The following is a 15,683-nucleotide window of genomic DNA, read 5'->3' as shown; positions in this document are numbered from 1 at the left end:
ATCCCGACGAGTTCTGCGACGCCGACGACTCCCACGACCCCCACCAGCCCGGCTGTTCCAGGCAACGCAGGCTGACGACATCCTGCACGAAGCGATCCACCTGGGCTGCACAGCTCGCGAAACTTATGCTGCCCACATGAGCGAGTTTCATGCGTCGCCCCCGCCTGATCTTCCCGGCATCCCCTCAGCCGAGGGACCCCTGCCCGGCCCGGACCAATTGATCGGCCGCCCCCGCGCGTTGCCGGTGGACCTACTCGGCGAATTGCACGGGCCGCTGTTCTACGCCGACTTCAACGGCGGCTTCAGGAAGCTCTACGCGTGTTCGCTGGAGCTCGTTACCGAGCTGTGCGACGAAAGCCGCTTCACCAAGAACCTGACGGCAACCCTTGCACGAGTCAGGCCGTTGGCCGGTGACGGCCTGTTCACGGCCTACCACGGCGAGCCGAACTGGCAGCGGGCCCACGATGTGCTGCTACCGGGTTTCAGTTACGCGGGTCTGCGCGCTTACCACGGCGCGATGCTGGACATTAACTGCAAATTGGTCGACCGGTGGGACGCCAGCGTTGGAGCCGGGCCGGTGGATGTGTCCACCGATTTGCAGAAGCTGGCGATGGACACGGTCGCGCTCGCCGGATTCGGTTCGCGCTTCGACTCTTTCGACTGTCCCGGCCTGGCGCCGATCCCGCAGAGCTTCACAATGGCCATGCGCGAGTTGGGATCTGGAGCGCCGACGCCGGTGTTCAACGAAGAATTGTCCACCTTGTACACGTTCATCGACGGATTGATAGCCGAGCATCGATCCGGTGACCGTGAGTTTGAGGACCTGTTGGCGTTGATGCTGCAACAGGATCCGGACGGCAAGCCCGTGCTAGAGACGGAGAACATTCGCAATCAGATCCTGACCTTCCTGATCGCGGGACAGCTCACCACGTCGGAGTTGATGCCCAACACGCTGTACAACATCGTCAGCGATCCGACAGTGCTGCACCGGGTGCAGGCTGAGGTGGACACCGTGTTCGGAGCCGACGACGACTACCTGCCCGGATACGACGACATCGGCAAGCTGACCTATCTGCGGCAGGTCATCGAGGAAACCCTGCGACTGTCCCCGCCGGTGCTGAGCTTCGATCGAATGGCCTTGGAAGACACCGTGATCGGTGGCCAGTATCCGATCAAGCGCGGCGAGGCGGTCACGGTGCTCACCGGCGCATTGCACCGCCAACCGGGATGGGGCGACAATGTCGAGCTCTTTGATCCCGACCGCTTCGCTCCGGAAAGTTCGGCGGCCCGGCCGGCCGCGCTGTTCAAACCTTTCGGAACCGGCGCGCGCTCATGCATCGGGCGGCAGTTTGCGCTGCATGAGGCGGCCATGGCACTGGCCCGGATCGTTCATCGCTACCGCCTCATCGACGCCTATCACTATGTGCCGCAGTGGGAAACACCGACCAGCCGCCGGCCGGTCGGGTTCCGACTCGATGTTCTCCGGCGCACCGCACAGGACCGCCGGACCGACGCACCTGGCGGTGAGGGCGCCGCAACGCAGAACGTGCGGCACCCAACGGCGATCACGGCCGGCACCAGGCTGGCCATCTTCCACGGCTCAAACCTCGGCACCTGCCGCGCGCTGGCCCGCCAATTCGCCGAAGATGCCACGGCTCTGGGCTGCAACGCGACGGTAGCCCCCCTCGACGATGCCGCTGGCGGTTTCCCCGAAGCCGAGGCCGTCGTGATCATCGCGTCCTCCTACAACGGACAGCCAACAGACGACGCGCGCGCCTTCCTCACCTGGCTGCTCGACGCGAATACCACGCTGAATCCGACACCCAATGTCGCGGTTCTCGGTGTGGGTGACCACAACTGGGCGGACACCTATCAAGCGATCCCGCAGCGCATCGACGAGCGCCTTGGCGAGCTGGAAGCCAACCGGTTGGTCGCGCGTGCAGCGGCCGACACCTCGGGGGATATGGTCGGCACGATCGAGGAGTTCGCAGCCGCACTGTGGTCAGCCTTGGCGGAGCGCTTCGGAGACCCCGACGCCGCGCCGCTCACGGATGCGGCCGAACCGCTTTACGAGTTGCGCCAAATCATCGGTCCCGTGACGGCGGCGATGGATGCACGGTCGTCGGTGATCCCGATGACCGTCGTCGAGAACACCCAACTGGTCAGCGCCGGGCTGGGTCAGGCGAAAGCGAATGTCCGCGTGGGCCTTCCGGACGGCGTCGACTACCAAACGGGCGACCACCTCACGGTGATGGCCGACAACCCACCCGAGGTGGTCGATGCGGTTTTGACCCAACTCGGCATCGACCCTGGACTGAGGCTGGCGATCAATCCTCGACGCAGCTCTCGGCGGCTCATCGCGCTGGACCGAGAGGTCAGCGCACGAGAACTGCTCACCCACTTCGTCGAATTGCGGAAACCGGTGACCAGCAGTCAATTACGCAGTCTTGCAGCGGCCAACAGCAGTCCGCTAGAGCACCAGCGCCTCACCGAACTGGCCGACGCCCCAGACGGCTGCCCGCTCAGCGTGTTGGAATGCCTCGACGAGTACCCGGCTTGCGCTCTCGCCGGGGCCGAACTTCTTGAACTGCTTGATCCCATGGTGCCCAGACACTATTCGATAGCTTCGTCGTCGCTGCTGTCACCACGCATCGTCGGACTGATCGTCAGTGTGCTCGACGCGCCGGCCCGTTCCGGTCACGGCCCGTTCAAAGGTGTCGCGTCCAACTACCTCGCGACAGTCCAACCCGGACAAGTGATCCGGGCGCGCGTGGACCCGGCCCGCCAGGCATTTCGGGCCGGTGCCGACCCGGCCAAGAACGTGATCCTGGTCAGCGCCGGTACCGGCGTCGCGCCATTTCTTGGTTTCCTCGGTGATCGACTCGCCGCACAACGTGCCGGGGCGCCAGTGGAGCCGGCGCTGTGCTTCTTCGGGGTGCGCGACCCGGAGGTCGATTACATCTTCCGGGACCGGTTCGAACAGGCCGAAGCCATCGGTATCGTGCAGATGCGCCCGGCCTTCTCCCGCGCGCCGCAGGACGGGGTTCGCTACGTGCAGGACCGGATCGCCGCGGACGCCGACGAGGTGTGGGACCTGCTGGGCGACCCGGCCAAGGACACCCATGTCTACGTGTGCGGCGACGGCGCGCGGATGGCGCCGGCGGTGCGCGGGTCCTTCCTCAACATCTATCGGGCACGGACCGGCGCTGACGACGATCGTGCCCGCGACTGGCTGAACGGCCTGATCGCATCGGACCACTATGTCGAGGACGTGTGGGCCGGGTGAAACTGGTATCGGCGGAACAGGATTCCAAACCACCGCACCCGTTGCGATAGAACGGAAAAGCATCACCGGTTTCACCGAATACATCTCGAGGGAAACGTCAAATACCACCGCCACGCACTTTGCCCGATCAGGCGGTGTGGGGTCGCCGGCAGCGTATCCAATTGGAGGCCGGAAAACCTCTATTGCATCAGGCGTAGCCCGGATCGAACGGTGCCAGCCAGCTCAATGAGTGGATGTTGAAGAAACCCGACTGTCCGGTACCTCTGTTGAAGTAGCCCGAGTTTAAGCCGCCGAGCGAGTTGAACAGACCCGTGTTGGCGTTGCCCGAGTTAAAGAAGCCCGAGCTACCGATGCCGGCGTTCCCGAAGCCCGAGTTGCCCGTGCCATCGTCGAAGCCAAAGTTGGCGAGGCCCGTGTTCAGGTTGAGTGAGTTGAAGAGACCGGTGTTGATGTTCCCCGGGTTGAACAAGCCGGTGTTCAAGGTGCCCGCATTCCACAACCCGGTGTTGAACGAGCCGGTGTTCCCTATGCCGGTGTTGGTGACTCCCGAGTTCAATATGCCCCAGTTGTTGAAGCCCGAGTCGAACAAGCCGAAGTTATGGCCGCCTTGAACGGTGGATGTTCCGGTGGGGGATGGGAATGCGCCGCCCGAGTTGAAGAGACCGAAGTTGTGGCCTCCGCTGGTGGCCGGGTCCTGGACGGGGTTGGCGGAGGTGTCACCGGAGTTGAAGAAACCAATGTTCCTGTCGCCCGAGTTGAAGAAGCCTTGGTTGTGGGTGCCCGAATCCAGCGGCGTCATGGCGCGGGCGTTTGGGTTGCTGGTCCACCCGATGCCGGTGTTGCCGATGCCGGTGTTCCAGAAGCCGATGTTCCCTGTGCCGGTGTTGGCGATGCCGACGTTGTTGATGCCGGTGTTGGCGATGCCGACGTTGCCGGTGCCGGCGTTCGCGAAGCCGAGGTTTGAGGCGCCCGAGTTCAACCCGCCAATGCCCCTCAGGCCGCTGCCGGTGAGCCCGATGCCGATGTTGTTGTTGCCGTTGTTGCCCACGCCGATGTTGCCGTTGCCGAGGTTCCCGAGACCTAGGTTGAGGGCCCCGGTGTTCAGCGGCCCCAGGTTGATGTGCGGCGGGGCCGCGGCGGCCGCCTGAATCGACTGCAGCACGGCGGCCGGCGCGAACTCCTGGGCGGAGCCAGGCGCCGCACTCGTCAAGGCCTGCACGATATTGGCCTCGGCATTGGCATACCTGCTCGCACCGTCGCCCAAGAGCTGGACAAACTGCTCCTGAAACGTCAACGCCTGGGCGCCAAGCGCCTGATATGCCTGGCCGTGCGCACCGAACAACGCTGCGATCGCCGCGGAGACCTCATCAGATGCCGCGGGCAGCACGCCCGTCGTTGCCGATGCTGCCGCCCCGTTGGCCGCGCTCAGCGTCGAACCGAGCGCCGTTAAATCCCTGGCTGCCGCCGACACTATTTCTGGCGTCGCGATCACGAAAGACATTTCTCACCCCCCACCGGCTGATCACGACATCGTAGCGAGTTGTCGAGGAATAGGCGTCGAATTCGTCAGGGATTTTGGCTGTTATCGGCCGCTGACGACGCCACCGAGAATCTCTATTGGCCCCTGCATCACTGGGGAACATTCTCGAGGCACCCACCCGTGGTGGGGCCACGCCTTCAGAGCCCACAATTGGCCAATGGGGCTCTACCCGTTTGCTGATGACCGGACAGACGGCTCAATGATGAAAATAAAATGAGCGCGGGTCTTTTCGGACTCCTGGACGACGTCGCGGTCCTCGCGCGACTGGCGGCCGCGAGTGGCCGCGCAACCGCCAAGGCAGCCGGCGTGGTCATTGACGACACCGCTGTGACACCGCAATACGTCCATGGGATCGCGGCCGAGCGGGAGTTGCCGATCATCAGGCGCATCGCGATCGGATCTTTGCGCAACAAGCTGTTGTTGATCCTGCCGATCGCGATGCTGCTCAGTCAGTTCCTGCCGCGGCTGCTGATCCCGGTCCTGATGCTCGGCGCCACCTACCTGTGCTACGAAGGCGCGGAGAAGGCGTGGAGCAGCATCCGCGGTCATCGTGCGCCTGCCGCGCTCGTCACCGAGGACGACGTGGTGGCCGGGGCGACACGGACCGACGTCATCCTGTCCGCCGAGATCATGGTGATTGCGCTTAACGAGGTGGCCGACCAGGCTTTCGTGCCGCGGCTCTTGATCCTCATCATCGTCGCCGTGGTTCTCACCGCAGCCGTGTACGGCGTCGTCGCCGTGATCGTCAAGACCGACGACGTCGGCCTGCACCTCACCCAAACCGCATCGCGGGTCGGTCAGACTATTGGGCGGGGTCTGGTGGCCGCCATGCCCAGGCTGCTTTCACTGCTCTCAGCGGTAGGGATGGTGGCGATGCTTTGGGTGGGCGGCCACATACTGCTGGCCGGCAGCGACCACCTCGGTTGGCACCCTGTGTACGGGTTGGTTCACGGTATCGAAAACCGGATTCGCCACTCCGTCAATACCTTTGGCGCGGGGATGGCCTGGTGCGTGGAGACTGGAGCCGCTGTGGTAATCGGATTGGGTGTCGGGGCCGTCATCATCGCGCTTAAGCGCATGCTGTCGTTGGTTCGGCGAGGCGGCTCCTCGATGTGACAAGGAATTCCGCGCATGGCAGGGCTTCGTCGAGCGATCCGCTTCTCCTACACTCGACGTACCGGTGGAGGGTGCTATGACGACAAATTGGGAAACGTTGGATCGCTATATCGTCATTTCGACCGATACCCATGCCGGGGCGGATCTGTACGGATACAAACCGTATCTGCCGACGCGTCTGCACGATGAGTTCGATGCGTGGGCCACGGCCTACGCCAGCCCCTTCGACGATCTGATCGTCGCCACGGCTAACCGGAACTGGGACCATGAGCTTCGGATCGAGGAGATGGACGCCGACGGGGTGGCCGCTGAGGTGCTGCTGCCCAATACCGTTCCGCCGTTCTTCCCGACCACGCCGAACATCACCATCAGCTTGCCTCGCACCCGTGCGGACTTCGAGAGGCGTTGGGCCGGTGTGCAGGCCCACAATCGATGGCAGATCGACTTCTGTTCGCTGGCCCCGGCCCGGCGCCGCGGGTTGATTCAGATTTTTCCCAACGATGTCGAGCTGGCGCTCGAAGAAATCCGCTGGGGTGCTGATCAGGGCTGCTTCGGGGGCGTGCTCATTCCGGCGGTCTCACCGGGCGACCCGCAGGTGGCCCCCCTCTTTCACACCCGCTATGAACCGATCTGGGCGTTATGTGCAGAACTGGACCTCACGGTGGTGCAGCATGCGGGGGCCGGCAGCCCCGAGATGCCAATGGACCAGCCGGCGTCCAACGCGGTGTTGATCACCGAGATGGCGACGTGGGCCCAGCGCACACTCGGTCACCTGATCCTGGCCGGGATGTTCGAGCGGTATCCGACCCTGCGTTTCGTGCCGACCGAGCAGGGCACGCTGTGGGTCCCCGGGCAACTCGGCATCCTCGACGCCATGGTGCCCACCATGAAGTCCGACGCCGGCAACCGCACCTACGGAATGTTCGGTGGTTCGTCGGTCGACGAGCTGACCTTGACGCCCAGCGAATACGTCCAGCGGAACTGCTTCTTCGCCACCGAGCTGACGCCTTACGAAGGCGCGATGATCGACTTCATGGGACCCGATCACCTCATGTGGGGCAGCGACTACCCCCACGAGGAAGGCTTTGCACCCCACTCCAAGATGGCCATCCGTTGGGCCCTGCACGACAGATCACCCGATGTCTGCCGAAAGGTCTTGGGCGGCAACGCCGCTCGCCTCTACCGTTTCGATCTCGATGCTTTGGCGCCGGTTGCTGGCAAGATCGGGCCCACTGTAGCGGAGGTGCACACCCCTCTTGAGGACACCGGCTATCGCGCCCCAGCCGCGTTCGGCTACCGACCGTTCGAAGGAGGACTGGCCCTCAAGCGGCTCGCTCCCGAACGGCGCTAACCGGTTGGACGGGACAATTTTTCGGCAGGGGCGGCGCTTGGTCGGCGGGTAACAGAAGGAGTTGCGCGACCAGCCGCCGTGGAGAACTGATTCGAACCCGTTGAGCTAGTGCCGATCTCGCCGGGTCGTCGAGCCGGTCGCGGCGCAGAGACGGTCAGTACTTGCGTTCAAGCCGACGGTTGCCGAGGCGCACGGCTTCTTCCATGAGATCGGCGGCGGCGGAGGCGCTTTCGGCGGGTGTGGCCATCTGCGCGGCGACCTCACGGACTCGAGTGACGCACTGCGGTGTCAGGATGGACCGCAGATCCGCCACTACCGTGTCCAGGGTCGCCTCGAAGAAGCGCCGCCCGTGACCGACTCCCAGTCGGGTGACCGCAGTTGCCCACAGCGGCTGATCGACCGAGATTGACAGGGCCAACGTAGGAACCCCGGCGCGTATGCCTGCGAACGTGGTGCCCGGACCCCCGTGGTGGACGACCGCGCGGCAAGCGGGAAAGACGGCCGAGTGGTTTACCGTGGCGACAATCTTTACATGGTCGGAATGCGGGATCCGGGTGAGATCACTCAAGCCGCTGCAAATCAGCGCCCGTTCACCGAGCTGCGCACACGCCGCACTGATTACGGCGACCGTCTCAGCGGGAGACGGGAGTTGCACGCTGCTGCCGAAGCCGAAGTAGATCGGCGGCGTTCCGGCGGCAATCCACGACGAAACCTCTTCGTCCGTATCCCCCGGCAATTCCAGCGTCAGCCCGCCCACGAAAGGCCGCCAGAGGTCATGTTTCGCCCATTCGTCTGCCAGTCCGGGAAAGAAGAGTTCGTCATAAGCCTGGATTTCCAGCGGCGGCCGTCGAGTCGAACGGTCTGTTTGTTCGGGCAGGCCCAGCGTCCGGCGCTGTGCGTCTTCGGCGCGCTTGGTGATCTGCGAATCCGTCCCATTGGGATCCAGCGGGAAGATATGCAGCGCGGCCAGCGGAATGTCATAGTATTCGGCGACATTCGCGCCCAGGCCCTGCTCACTTGCGTCCGTCAAGAGCAGGTCCGCCCCATCCGCCAGTGACATCAGCGACGCACCCAACGCCGGCCAGAGTTGGGTGACATGCGAAACGAATTCCCACGCCGCAGCCAACGGATGCGGCGTCTTCCCATACGTGCGTTCGATGTTCGCGACGTGCAGTGCCTGGTCCGGGCCGTGGGCGACCGCGGCAAGCCCCGCCGACCAGACGAAGCCAATTGCGTCAGGCGGAACCGCCATGCGTACTTCGTGACCTCGCCGCTGCAGCTCCCGACCGATGGCGGCGCACGGTTCGACGTCGCCACGACTTCCCACGGTTGCCAGCGCAAATCTCATCGGCGGAATCTAGTCGCTCGCGGAACCGGAACTAGTGCAATGGTCACAACTCATGGGAAGCCCCTGGAAGTTACCTCCGATGGTGCCTTCGAAATACTCGATCGTCCGGGCGACACCGTCGGCGAAGGTGACCCGCGGACGCCAGCCGAGCTTGGACTCGGCCAGGCTGATGTCGGGCTTGCGTTTCTTCGGATCGTCGGGCGGCAGCGGCTTGAAGATTGTCGCCGAGGAGGAGCCGGTCATCTCCTTGATGAGGCGGGCCGTCTCGAGGACGGTGAGCTCCGCCTGGCTGCCAAGGTTGACGGGCCCCGTGAACGTGGGCTCGCTGGCGGCCATCTTCACGAGCCCGTCGACGAGATCGTCGACATAGCAGAAGGAACGGGTCTGACTGCCGTCCCCGAACACGGTGATCGATTCTCGCCGCAGCGCCTGGACGATGAACGAGGAGATGATTCGACCGTCCTCCGGGTCCATCCTCGGACCGTAGGTGTTGAAGATGCGGACGACCTTGATGGGAATGCCGTAGCGACGCGCGTACTCGAGCATCAGCGTCTCCGCAACTCGCTTGCCCTCTTCGTAGCAGCCCCGCGCGCCAAAGCAGTTGGCGTTGCCGAAGTAGCTTTCCACCTGGGGGTGGATCCTCGGATCGCCGTAGACCTCACTGGTAGAAGCCTGCAGGATGATTGCCCCGTTCTCCCGCGCCAACTCGAGGAGGTTTCTGGTCCCCACGTAATTGGTCTCCAGGGTGTAGAGGGGATCGCGCTGGTAGGCGCGCGGCGACGCCGGGCATGCCAGGTTGAAGATGATGTCCAGCGGACCCGCCGCGGCCGCGGACACCGGCCGGGTGATGTCGTGTTCGAAGAAGCTGAACCCGGGATCTCGCTCGAGGTGTCTGATGTTCTCGCGCCTGCCCGTATAGAAGTTGTCGAGCCCGAGAACCTCAATGCCATCGCGGCGAACGCGATCGCAGAGGTGAGACCCCAGGAACCCGGCGGCACCCGCGATGAGGGCTCTCACTTTGTTTGTTCTCCTTGGTCGCGGCGCATGCCGTAGCACTCGAAGTCCTCGCCCGCAGGCGCTTAGGATCATAACTTCTGCGCGGCGACCGGCCGGGCGTCGTCGTTGGTTTGAGCGCTGGTCCGTGGCCGGCTCGCAACATGTCAGTGAATTCTCTGGCGGCCGGGAGGCGGGACACGCCGATCGCGGCAATGTGTAAGAGCATGAAGTGATGCGAATGCTGGTCGCACTTTCGATCTTTGTCGCCATCATCGTCGCGCCCACCCGAGCGGGGGCCGATCCGGTGAACAGCGAGTCGGGCCCCGATGCGACCTTCCTGGCCGCTCTCGACCAAGCCGGCGTCCCGTACAAGAGCGGACCTGTCGCCATTGCGGTCGGCAAAAAGGCCTGCGAACTGATGGACCAGGGTCACCCCGAAGCCGACGTCATCCGAAGTCTGGCGGCGAGCAATCCGGGTTACACGACGGAAAACGCGACTAATTTCGCGACGAGCGCCGTGAACGCCTATTGCCCCCAACATGTGGGGCAGCCGACGACGACTCCTGCACCTCTAACTCTGCCGCCAAACGGGCTCTGGCCCATCTTCCCGCTACCGACGCCGGGCGCCGGTTAGCCGGGGCGGATGCGGTTCGCGGGGCCACCACTCACGCCGCTCATGGTTTGCGGGGTGGATTAATCCTCCGCGGGCCGAAATGTCTGCGGTTCTAGGCGGCCGCCTGCAGGGTGATCTCGGAGATCGAGGTCCGGCTCTCGCCGTCAGTGGTGCCCAGGGTGGTGATCCACACCAGGACGTTGGAGGTCTTGGTCCCGTTGTGGACGGCTACGCGGTTGTGCCCGGGCTGCAGTGACGTGGTTGGCGTCAACTCCGTGGTGTCGGACAATTTGGCCGGCGATGGGGTGGGCGACGAGCGGATCTGCACCTGGGTTCCTGTGCTGGACAGGTCGATCGTCACGGCGCTCAGCGCGGTTGGCTCGGACAGGTGCAGCAACAGCCCCATCCCTTGGATGAATTTGGGGAAAGGCACGGCGTCCTTGTAGGTGACGGTGGACCACGCCGTGTTTGGGTTGCCGTCGATTGCCAAGTTGGCGTCCTGCGGGTTATCCGGCGCCCCGTCGGGGGAGAACACCGTGGCGCTCACCGGCTTGACGATTGGCCCGGGGCGAGTCCAGCGACCGAAGCCGTCCGTGAACCACACAACCGCGGCGCCGGTCATCAAGAGGACACCGACGGCAACGAGGACTGCAACGATCCTGGCCTTCCGGGGTTTTGGTGCCTGGTGCGGCGACGGCTTCGGGCGCACCTCGGACCGGCGTCGCTTAGGTGCAGGCTCAACGGAAAAGTTGATGATTTTGTCGGCATCGAGGGTGTCGCCGTCCCAGAAACCGCTGACCTCGACTTCATCTCCCTCCGCGAGCCGACTTGCGACCAGATCGGTTTGTATTTCCACGGGAACGTGGGTGCCGCCATCCGGGAGTGGCTCATACGGGACCACATGAAACGACAACGTCCCGACCTGGTTTTGCGCACCGGCCGCGCTTTGCTGCACGCCGCGCGCTATTCCGTTGACGATCAGACGCTCCAGGCGCTGGGTGCGCGGACGGTCGCCGGAGCCGCGGTCCGCGGCGGGACCCGACCCCGACGTCGTCTCCGTGGTGGAGCTCGAATGCGCGCGGCCGGGACCGCTAACCGCCAATGCTTGGGCAAAGTCGGCGCAATTCGCGTAACGCTCGTTCGGCTCTTTGGCCAGCGCCCTTGCCAGCACCGCGTCCAGGTGTGCGAGATCAGCCCGCCGCTGCGATATCCGCGGTGGTGGCGTATTGAGGTGGTGGCTGAGCACGACGGCGCGATTTGAGTCCTGAAAAGGCGGTGCGCCGGTCAATAAGTAAAAGGTCGTGGCAGCCAGCGCATATTGATCGGCCCGGCCGTCGAGCGGCTTGCCCAGGAGTTGCTCCGGGGCCACGTAGCTGATCGTTCCTATCGCGATGTTGGCCTCGGTGAGGTTGCTGACGTCATCGATTCTGCGAGCGATGCCGAAGTCGGTTAACAACACTCTGCGGCGATGGCCTTCGGCCGCAGTCACCAGGATGTTCTCGGGCTTGACGTCCCGGTGAAGCAGGCGGCGTTCGTGACCGAAGTCGAGCGCATCAGCCACCGCTGACACGATTTCGCCGACCTCCTCTTCTGGCATGCCGCGCGGGTAGGCCTCCCGAACCAATCGACCCGCGTCAGTGCCGTCCACGTATTCCATCGAGATCCAGAGGCGGCCGTTGAACTCGCCACGATCGAGCACGCCGACGATATGCGGGTGCCATAGCGTGGCCGCCAATTCGGCTTCGCGACTGAACCGCGCGCGAAACTCGTCATCGGCCGTGGCGGCCAATGACAAGATCTTCAACGCGTCCTGCCGAGGCAGACGAGGATGCTGGGCAAGGTAAACCTCACCCATGCCACCGGTGCCGAGCAAGCGCTCAATGACGTAGCCGGCGAAGATCTCACCGTTGTTGAACGGCATGTCCGCAGCCTACAAACCGGCACTGCCGGGGAGCCAATTCCGCGCTCCGTTTCACGCCGGGCGCGCATGCAAGTAGGGGCAGAAAATCCGTCGACCTGCGGTTTGCCAGCGTCGGCGCAGGGTGCACGAAGCCATTACGTTCGTTGCGTCAGCGATGCGGGGCTGCCGGCGAGGCAACAAGCGGACGATTGGGTGCCAACCGTTCAAATCATTCAGACGCATCTCAATTCTGCTGAATCGCCCGCCCAAGTGGTTCAGGTGTTGGTGGGGTACGGAGCCAACCCGAACGATGCGGCTGCGGAAGTTCGGTGCGCTCAGGCCGTGGGCAGCGTGGGGAGCGGATGAACTTTTAGGGCTGACGCGCCACGATGACGGGGATCTTCGCACTGTTGACCGCAGCAGCCCCGACGGAACCCAGCAACGTGCCAGCGCACTTCCCGCGGCCGTGGCTGCCGACCACAAGCAGTTGCGCCCGTTCGGACGCCTCGATCAGCGGTCGCGCCGGGTCGCCGATTTCGATTCGGCGGCGGATTCCCACGTCGTGGATCACGGCGACCGGGCAATGCGCGTGGTAGACCAATCCCGAACTCACCGAGCCAAGGAACTTGCGGACCAGCGCGCCACCACGCCCTCGGTAGCCGACCACAACCATCGCCGCTTCTTTGGAAATGCCGACCAGCGTCGGGACGGTGGCCGAGTGAAACACCTTGCTATCGACCCGTACCGGACCGCAACCGCCGGCGCTCTCTTGGGCGACCTTCATCGCCGAGTCGATGAACTCGCGCGTCCGAGGGTGAGCGGCACATTCCGCAACGCGGCATCGTGGGCCGCCCACCGCACGGCGGCCAGCGCCGCGGCCGAGCCGTCAACGCCTACCAAGATCCCCGACGCGATCGTTGCACCATTCGATTTCTTCTGATCGGCTATCTACCCACGCAGGATGACTCAGGACAGCTGTGCGCGTTAGGGCCGAAGAGATGCAAGCGGGAGGACCAACGGCCCCGACGAAGCGCGACTCAAGACCGCCCTTTTTGGGTACACACTCGCAGGCCAGCACCGCCCGACACCACCGCGCCGCCCTAGGTAACGGAGTCGCCATGCATCGCCCCGACACGATCATCGAGCTTCATCGTGAACGCGTCCAGGACCAGACGGTGGGCATGTTCAGCGGTGACAAGTACACGCAGTCGGTCGACGGGACCGGGTACGCTGCGACAGCGACTCTTGATCTCACGCTGGATCGCGTCTGGTTCGTCCTCGATTCCCACCAACGGCTATGGCAGGAGCAGGCGGGCGACGAATTCCGGGACCCCATGCGGCATTTCGCGATCGACCTGGCGATCTTCGATTCGAAAATCGTCATCGACTCCGTCACCTGTATCCCGCTGGTGGCGTTGCCGCCGGTCACGGTCACCATCCCGGACGGCCCTCGCGCCCGCGAGACGCGCGAGATCCCCTACAACGAGATTCCGTTGTTCGGGCGCCTGACGATTCACGACCAGCTCGAACCGCACCAAACAGAGCCGGGCAAGCAGACCATCGCGCTGAACTTCGCGAGGCAGGACGCCCCCGTGCTGCTCGCCGCTCCGCCCCCCGACGATTACTCGGCGCGGCTGTTCGGTCCGGATATCGAGCGCCGGCCCGACGGCCATACCGTCTTCAAAGGTCAAGATCCGCGGATCAGCTGGGAGCTCGACTATGCCGAGGCCTACTGGATAACCCACAGCATCGCCGGCGAACTGATGGTGAACCTAGAGAAGTTGCGGCATCCCGGCCTCTCCGACGACGAGGCCCGAATCTGCGTGCTCGACGGGCTGGCCGCCCAGATCGCCGACGCGGTCCGCCCCCAGGTTGCCCAGCTGGGCGACAACGGCATGCAGAATCTGCTGCCGGCGCCCGTGGACGTCGACCCCGACGCTGAGGACGACAGCACGGTCAAGGCGATCGACGCGGTCGTGCAGCGCTTCGACGTCGGCGAGGACACCCATGAATCCTTGGTCGTCCAGCTGCAGACGTTGCGCGAACTGCCGCCTGGCGAGGACCTGCCCGCTTCGATCCTCGCCGAAAACCCGCGTGAGAAAACGGGATTGGCTGTAACCGGCTGGAGCATCCTGCGCCAGGTGCGGGACACGGTGATGAAAAGCTTTGACCTGCAAGAGAATGACTTCGCCGCCGACGCGCCGTGCGTGCTGGAAGGCCCGAAGACCATCACCATCGGTGGCCAAGACCGCAGCCTCGACGCGCTCGACGCCGATATCGTTCCGCGCACGCAGGACGGCCGGCTGGTCGTAGACGGCACCGTGAGCGCTGAAACGAAGCTCTACGACTTCGAGGCGTCGTTCAAGGTGACCTACGAGATGGGTCTTGACGTCATACCGCGCGACCTAAAGGGTGCCGAGATGCAGTCGGGCGACGGGCAAACTCGGGAAACCATTGAGGGCCTCGAGCGGGCGCTGAGCGAAGCCGGCGACAAGAAGCGCGCGGGCGAACTCAGCCACCAGGATTACGAGGCAGAAGTCAAGCGAGTCAGTGAGCGGTTCGAAGAGCTCCCGCGGACCGTAGGAGTGCGGCCGGCACAGAATCCCCCTGAGCCGCAGGTGAATCCGGACTTCAGCCTCACGGCGGCCGGCAAGGTCGCCTCGGCTGCCGGCGCCGCCGCCGTCGTCGGTTTGCTGGCCCTGCCGGTGACCGCGGCAGCCGGGGCGGCAGGGGTTGGGGTAGCCGGGGCGGGCGGTCTGCTTTCCCTCGCGATCGCGCAATACCTCACCACCGTGCTGACGATCGACTGGTTCGGCAGCGGCATCGGGTCGCGTCAAGTCAAGAAGTCACTGAACGACCAACCCGAGGGCACATCGCTGCCCGCGGTCGGAATACCGATCGGCGTGGATTTGAACCGGCAGCGCCTCGCCGTCTACTTCCGTCCGCTGCCCCCCAAGCTGTGGGTCAGTTGCGTCACCCCGGAGGAGGCCGAAGATCAACAGGGCCAACGCGACGCCGTCCGACTTGTCGGCGGCCGGTGGCCCAACGACGGCCAGCCCTGGACGCTCTCCAGCGACGACGCCATGTTGTTCGTGGATTCCGGGGAATTGGAGCTCGTCCTGGAATCGGATGGCGCCGGCGGCGACGAGGCGCCCATCGGTGTTGCGCTGACCGAGGATGGACGACGCCATCTGCGGGTGGCGGGCGAGAATCCCGACGGGCTGCGCGGCCTCCCACAGTGCGGGCCCAGCGCCGATCGCCCCAAGGAGGGTGATGACCGCGCTTGACGTGTTTCGAGCGATTTCAGCGACCGGTGAATGTCGGAGCGCGGCGTTCGGCCGCTGCCGACACGCCCTCGCGGAAGTCGGCAGTGGCCTGTAGGCGGGTCTGTTCTTCGAGTTCGTGTTGGGTGGCAGCGGCGACCGCCCCGGCGAGCCCGGCTCGCATGGTGGCACGGATACTCGCCAACGCCAGGGGAGCCGAGGCGGCTATCCGCCCAGCGAGCCGGAGCGCCGTCGCCCGCACATCACCGT

10 protein-coding genes and 1 pseudogene are annotated in these 15,683 nt (G+C 64.6%); 5 read left to right on the top strand and 6 right to left on the bottom strand.

Translation table 11 applies throughout. The features are described 5' to 3' along the window. The first annotated feature begins 136 nt into the window (after window positions 1-136). Window positions 137-3,286, top strand: coding sequence for a cytochrome P450 (locus tag JO059_RS09690; RefSeq protein ID WP_293316110.1), 3,150 nt, complete (start codon window positions 137-139; stop codon window positions 3,284-3,286). Between the two features lie 187 nt (window positions 3,287-3,473). Here the strand turns inward: JO059_RS09690 and JO059_RS09685 are convergent, their stop codons facing one another. Continuing rightward, on the bottom strand, window positions 3,474-4,787 hold the full coding sequence (locus JO059_RS09685; protein WP_293316107.1) for a PE family protein: 1,314 nt from the start codon (window positions 4,785-4,787) through the stop codon (window positions 3,474-3,476). Window positions 4,788-5,039: 252 nt separating this feature from the next. Between JO059_RS09685 and JO059_RS09680 the strand changes: the two genes are divergently transcribed. After that, window positions 5,040-5,942: a DUF808 domain-containing protein gene (locus tag JO059_RS09680; protein WP_293316105.1), complete on the top strand. Its 903-nt coding sequence runs from the start codon at window positions 5,040-5,042 to the stop codon at window positions 5,940-5,942. Between the two features lie 76 nt (window positions 5,943-6,018). After that, the gene (locus JO059_RS09675) at window positions 6,019-7,293 is read left to right on the top strand and encodes an amidohydrolase family protein (RefSeq protein ID WP_293316103.1); all 1,275 of its coding nucleotides are present in this window, start codon (window positions 6,019-6,021) and stop codon (window positions 7,291-7,293) included. 154 nt (window positions 7,294-7,447) lie between these two features. Here the strand turns inward: JO059_RS09675 and JO059_RS09670 are convergent, their stop codons facing one another. Together JO059_RS09670 and JO059_RS09665 are read right to left on the bottom strand one after the other, a co-directional pair. Continuing rightward, the gene (locus JO059_RS09670) at window positions 7,448-8,641 is read right to left on the bottom strand and encodes a glycosyltransferase (RefSeq protein WP_293316101.1); all 1,194 of its coding nucleotides are present in this window, start codon (window positions 8,639-8,641) and stop codon (window positions 7,448-7,450) included. Window positions 8,642-8,650: 9 nt separating this feature from the next. After that, complete coding sequence (locus JO059_RS09665; protein ID WP_293316099.1) at window positions 8,651-9,658, bottom strand: UDP-glucuronic acid decarboxylase family protein; 1,008 nt, start codon at window positions 9,656-9,658, stop codon at window positions 8,651-8,653. Window positions 9,659-9,875: 217 nt separating this feature from the next. Here JO059_RS09665 and JO059_RS09660 point away from each other — a divergent pair, with 217 nt between their 5' ends. Beyond that, the gene (locus tag JO059_RS09660) at window positions 9,876-10,271 is read left to right on the top strand and encodes a DUF732 domain-containing protein (RefSeq protein ID WP_293316097.1); all 396 of its coding nucleotides are present in this window, start codon (window positions 9,876-9,878) and stop codon (window positions 10,269-10,271) included. 91 nt (window positions 10,272-10,362) lie between these two features. On the opposite strand, the gene JO059_RS09655 is transcribed toward JO059_RS09660, so the two are convergent. Together JO059_RS09655 and JO059_RS09650 are read right to left on the bottom strand one after the other, a co-directional pair. Then, on the bottom strand, window positions 10,363-12,171 hold the full coding sequence (locus JO059_RS09655) for a serine/threonine-protein kinase (RefSeq protein WP_293316095.1): 1,809 nt from the start codon (window positions 12,169-12,171) through the stop codon (window positions 10,363-10,365). A 349-nt stretch (window positions 12,172-12,520) separates the two neighbouring features. Then, window positions 12,521-13,065: pseudogene (locus tag JO059_RS09650) on the bottom strand (universal stress protein). Between the two features lie 203 nt (window positions 13,066-13,268). On the opposite strand from JO059_RS09650, the gene JO059_RS09645 reads away from it, so the two are divergent. Then, a complete protein-coding gene (locus JO059_RS09645) occupies window positions 13,269-15,437 on the top strand; it encodes a hypothetical protein (protein WP_293316093.1) in 2,169 nt (722 codons plus the stop codon). Between the two features lie 16 nt (window positions 15,438-15,453). On the opposite strand, the gene JO059_RS09640 is transcribed toward JO059_RS09645, so the two are convergent. Beyond that, a partial coding sequence (locus JO059_RS09640; protein WP_366516183.1) for an enoyl-CoA hydratase-related protein occupies window positions 15,454-15,683 on the bottom strand: 230 nt, incomplete at its 5' end.

Source organism: Mycobacterium sp. (genome assembly GCF_019247615.1).
Classification (GTDB): domain Bacteria; phylum Actinomycetota; class Actinomycetes; order Mycobacteriales; family Mycobacteriaceae; genus Mycobacterium.
This window is presented reverse-complemented; position numbering and strand designations above follow the sequence as displayed.

Bases quoted from the DNA above. Each gene is read 5' to 3' on its own strand.
- JO059_RS09690 (WP_293316110.1), top strand. From the start codon at position 137: ATGAGCGAGTTTCATGCGTCGCCCCCGCCTGATCTTCCCGGCATCCCC.
- JO059_RS09680 (WP_293316105.1), top strand. From the start codon at position 5,040: ATGAGCGCGGGTCTTTTCGGACTCCTGGACGACGTCGCGGTCCTCGCG.
- JO059_RS09685 (WP_293316107.1), bottom strand. From the start codon at position 4,787: ATGTCTTTCGTGATCGCGACGCCAGAAATAGTGTCGGCGGCAGCCAGG.
- JO059_RS09655 (WP_293316095.1), bottom strand. From the start codon at position 12,171: ATGCCGTTCAACAACGGTGAGATCTTCGCCGGCTACGTCATTGAGCGC.
- JO059_RS09670 (WP_293316101.1), bottom strand. From the start codon at position 8,641: ATGAGATTTGCGCTGGCAACCGTGGGAAGTCGTGGCGACGTCGAACCG.
- JO059_RS09675 (WP_293316103.1), top strand. From the start codon at position 6,019: ATGACGACAAATTGGGAAACGTTGGATCGCTATATCGTCATTTCGACC.
- JO059_RS09645 (WP_293316093.1), top strand. From the start codon at position 13,269: ATGCATCGCCCCGACACGATCATCGAGCTTCATCGTGAACGCGTCCAG.
- JO059_RS09660 (WP_293316097.1), top strand. From the start codon at position 9,876: ATGCTGGTCGCACTTTCGATCTTTGTCGCCATCATCGTCGCGCCCACC.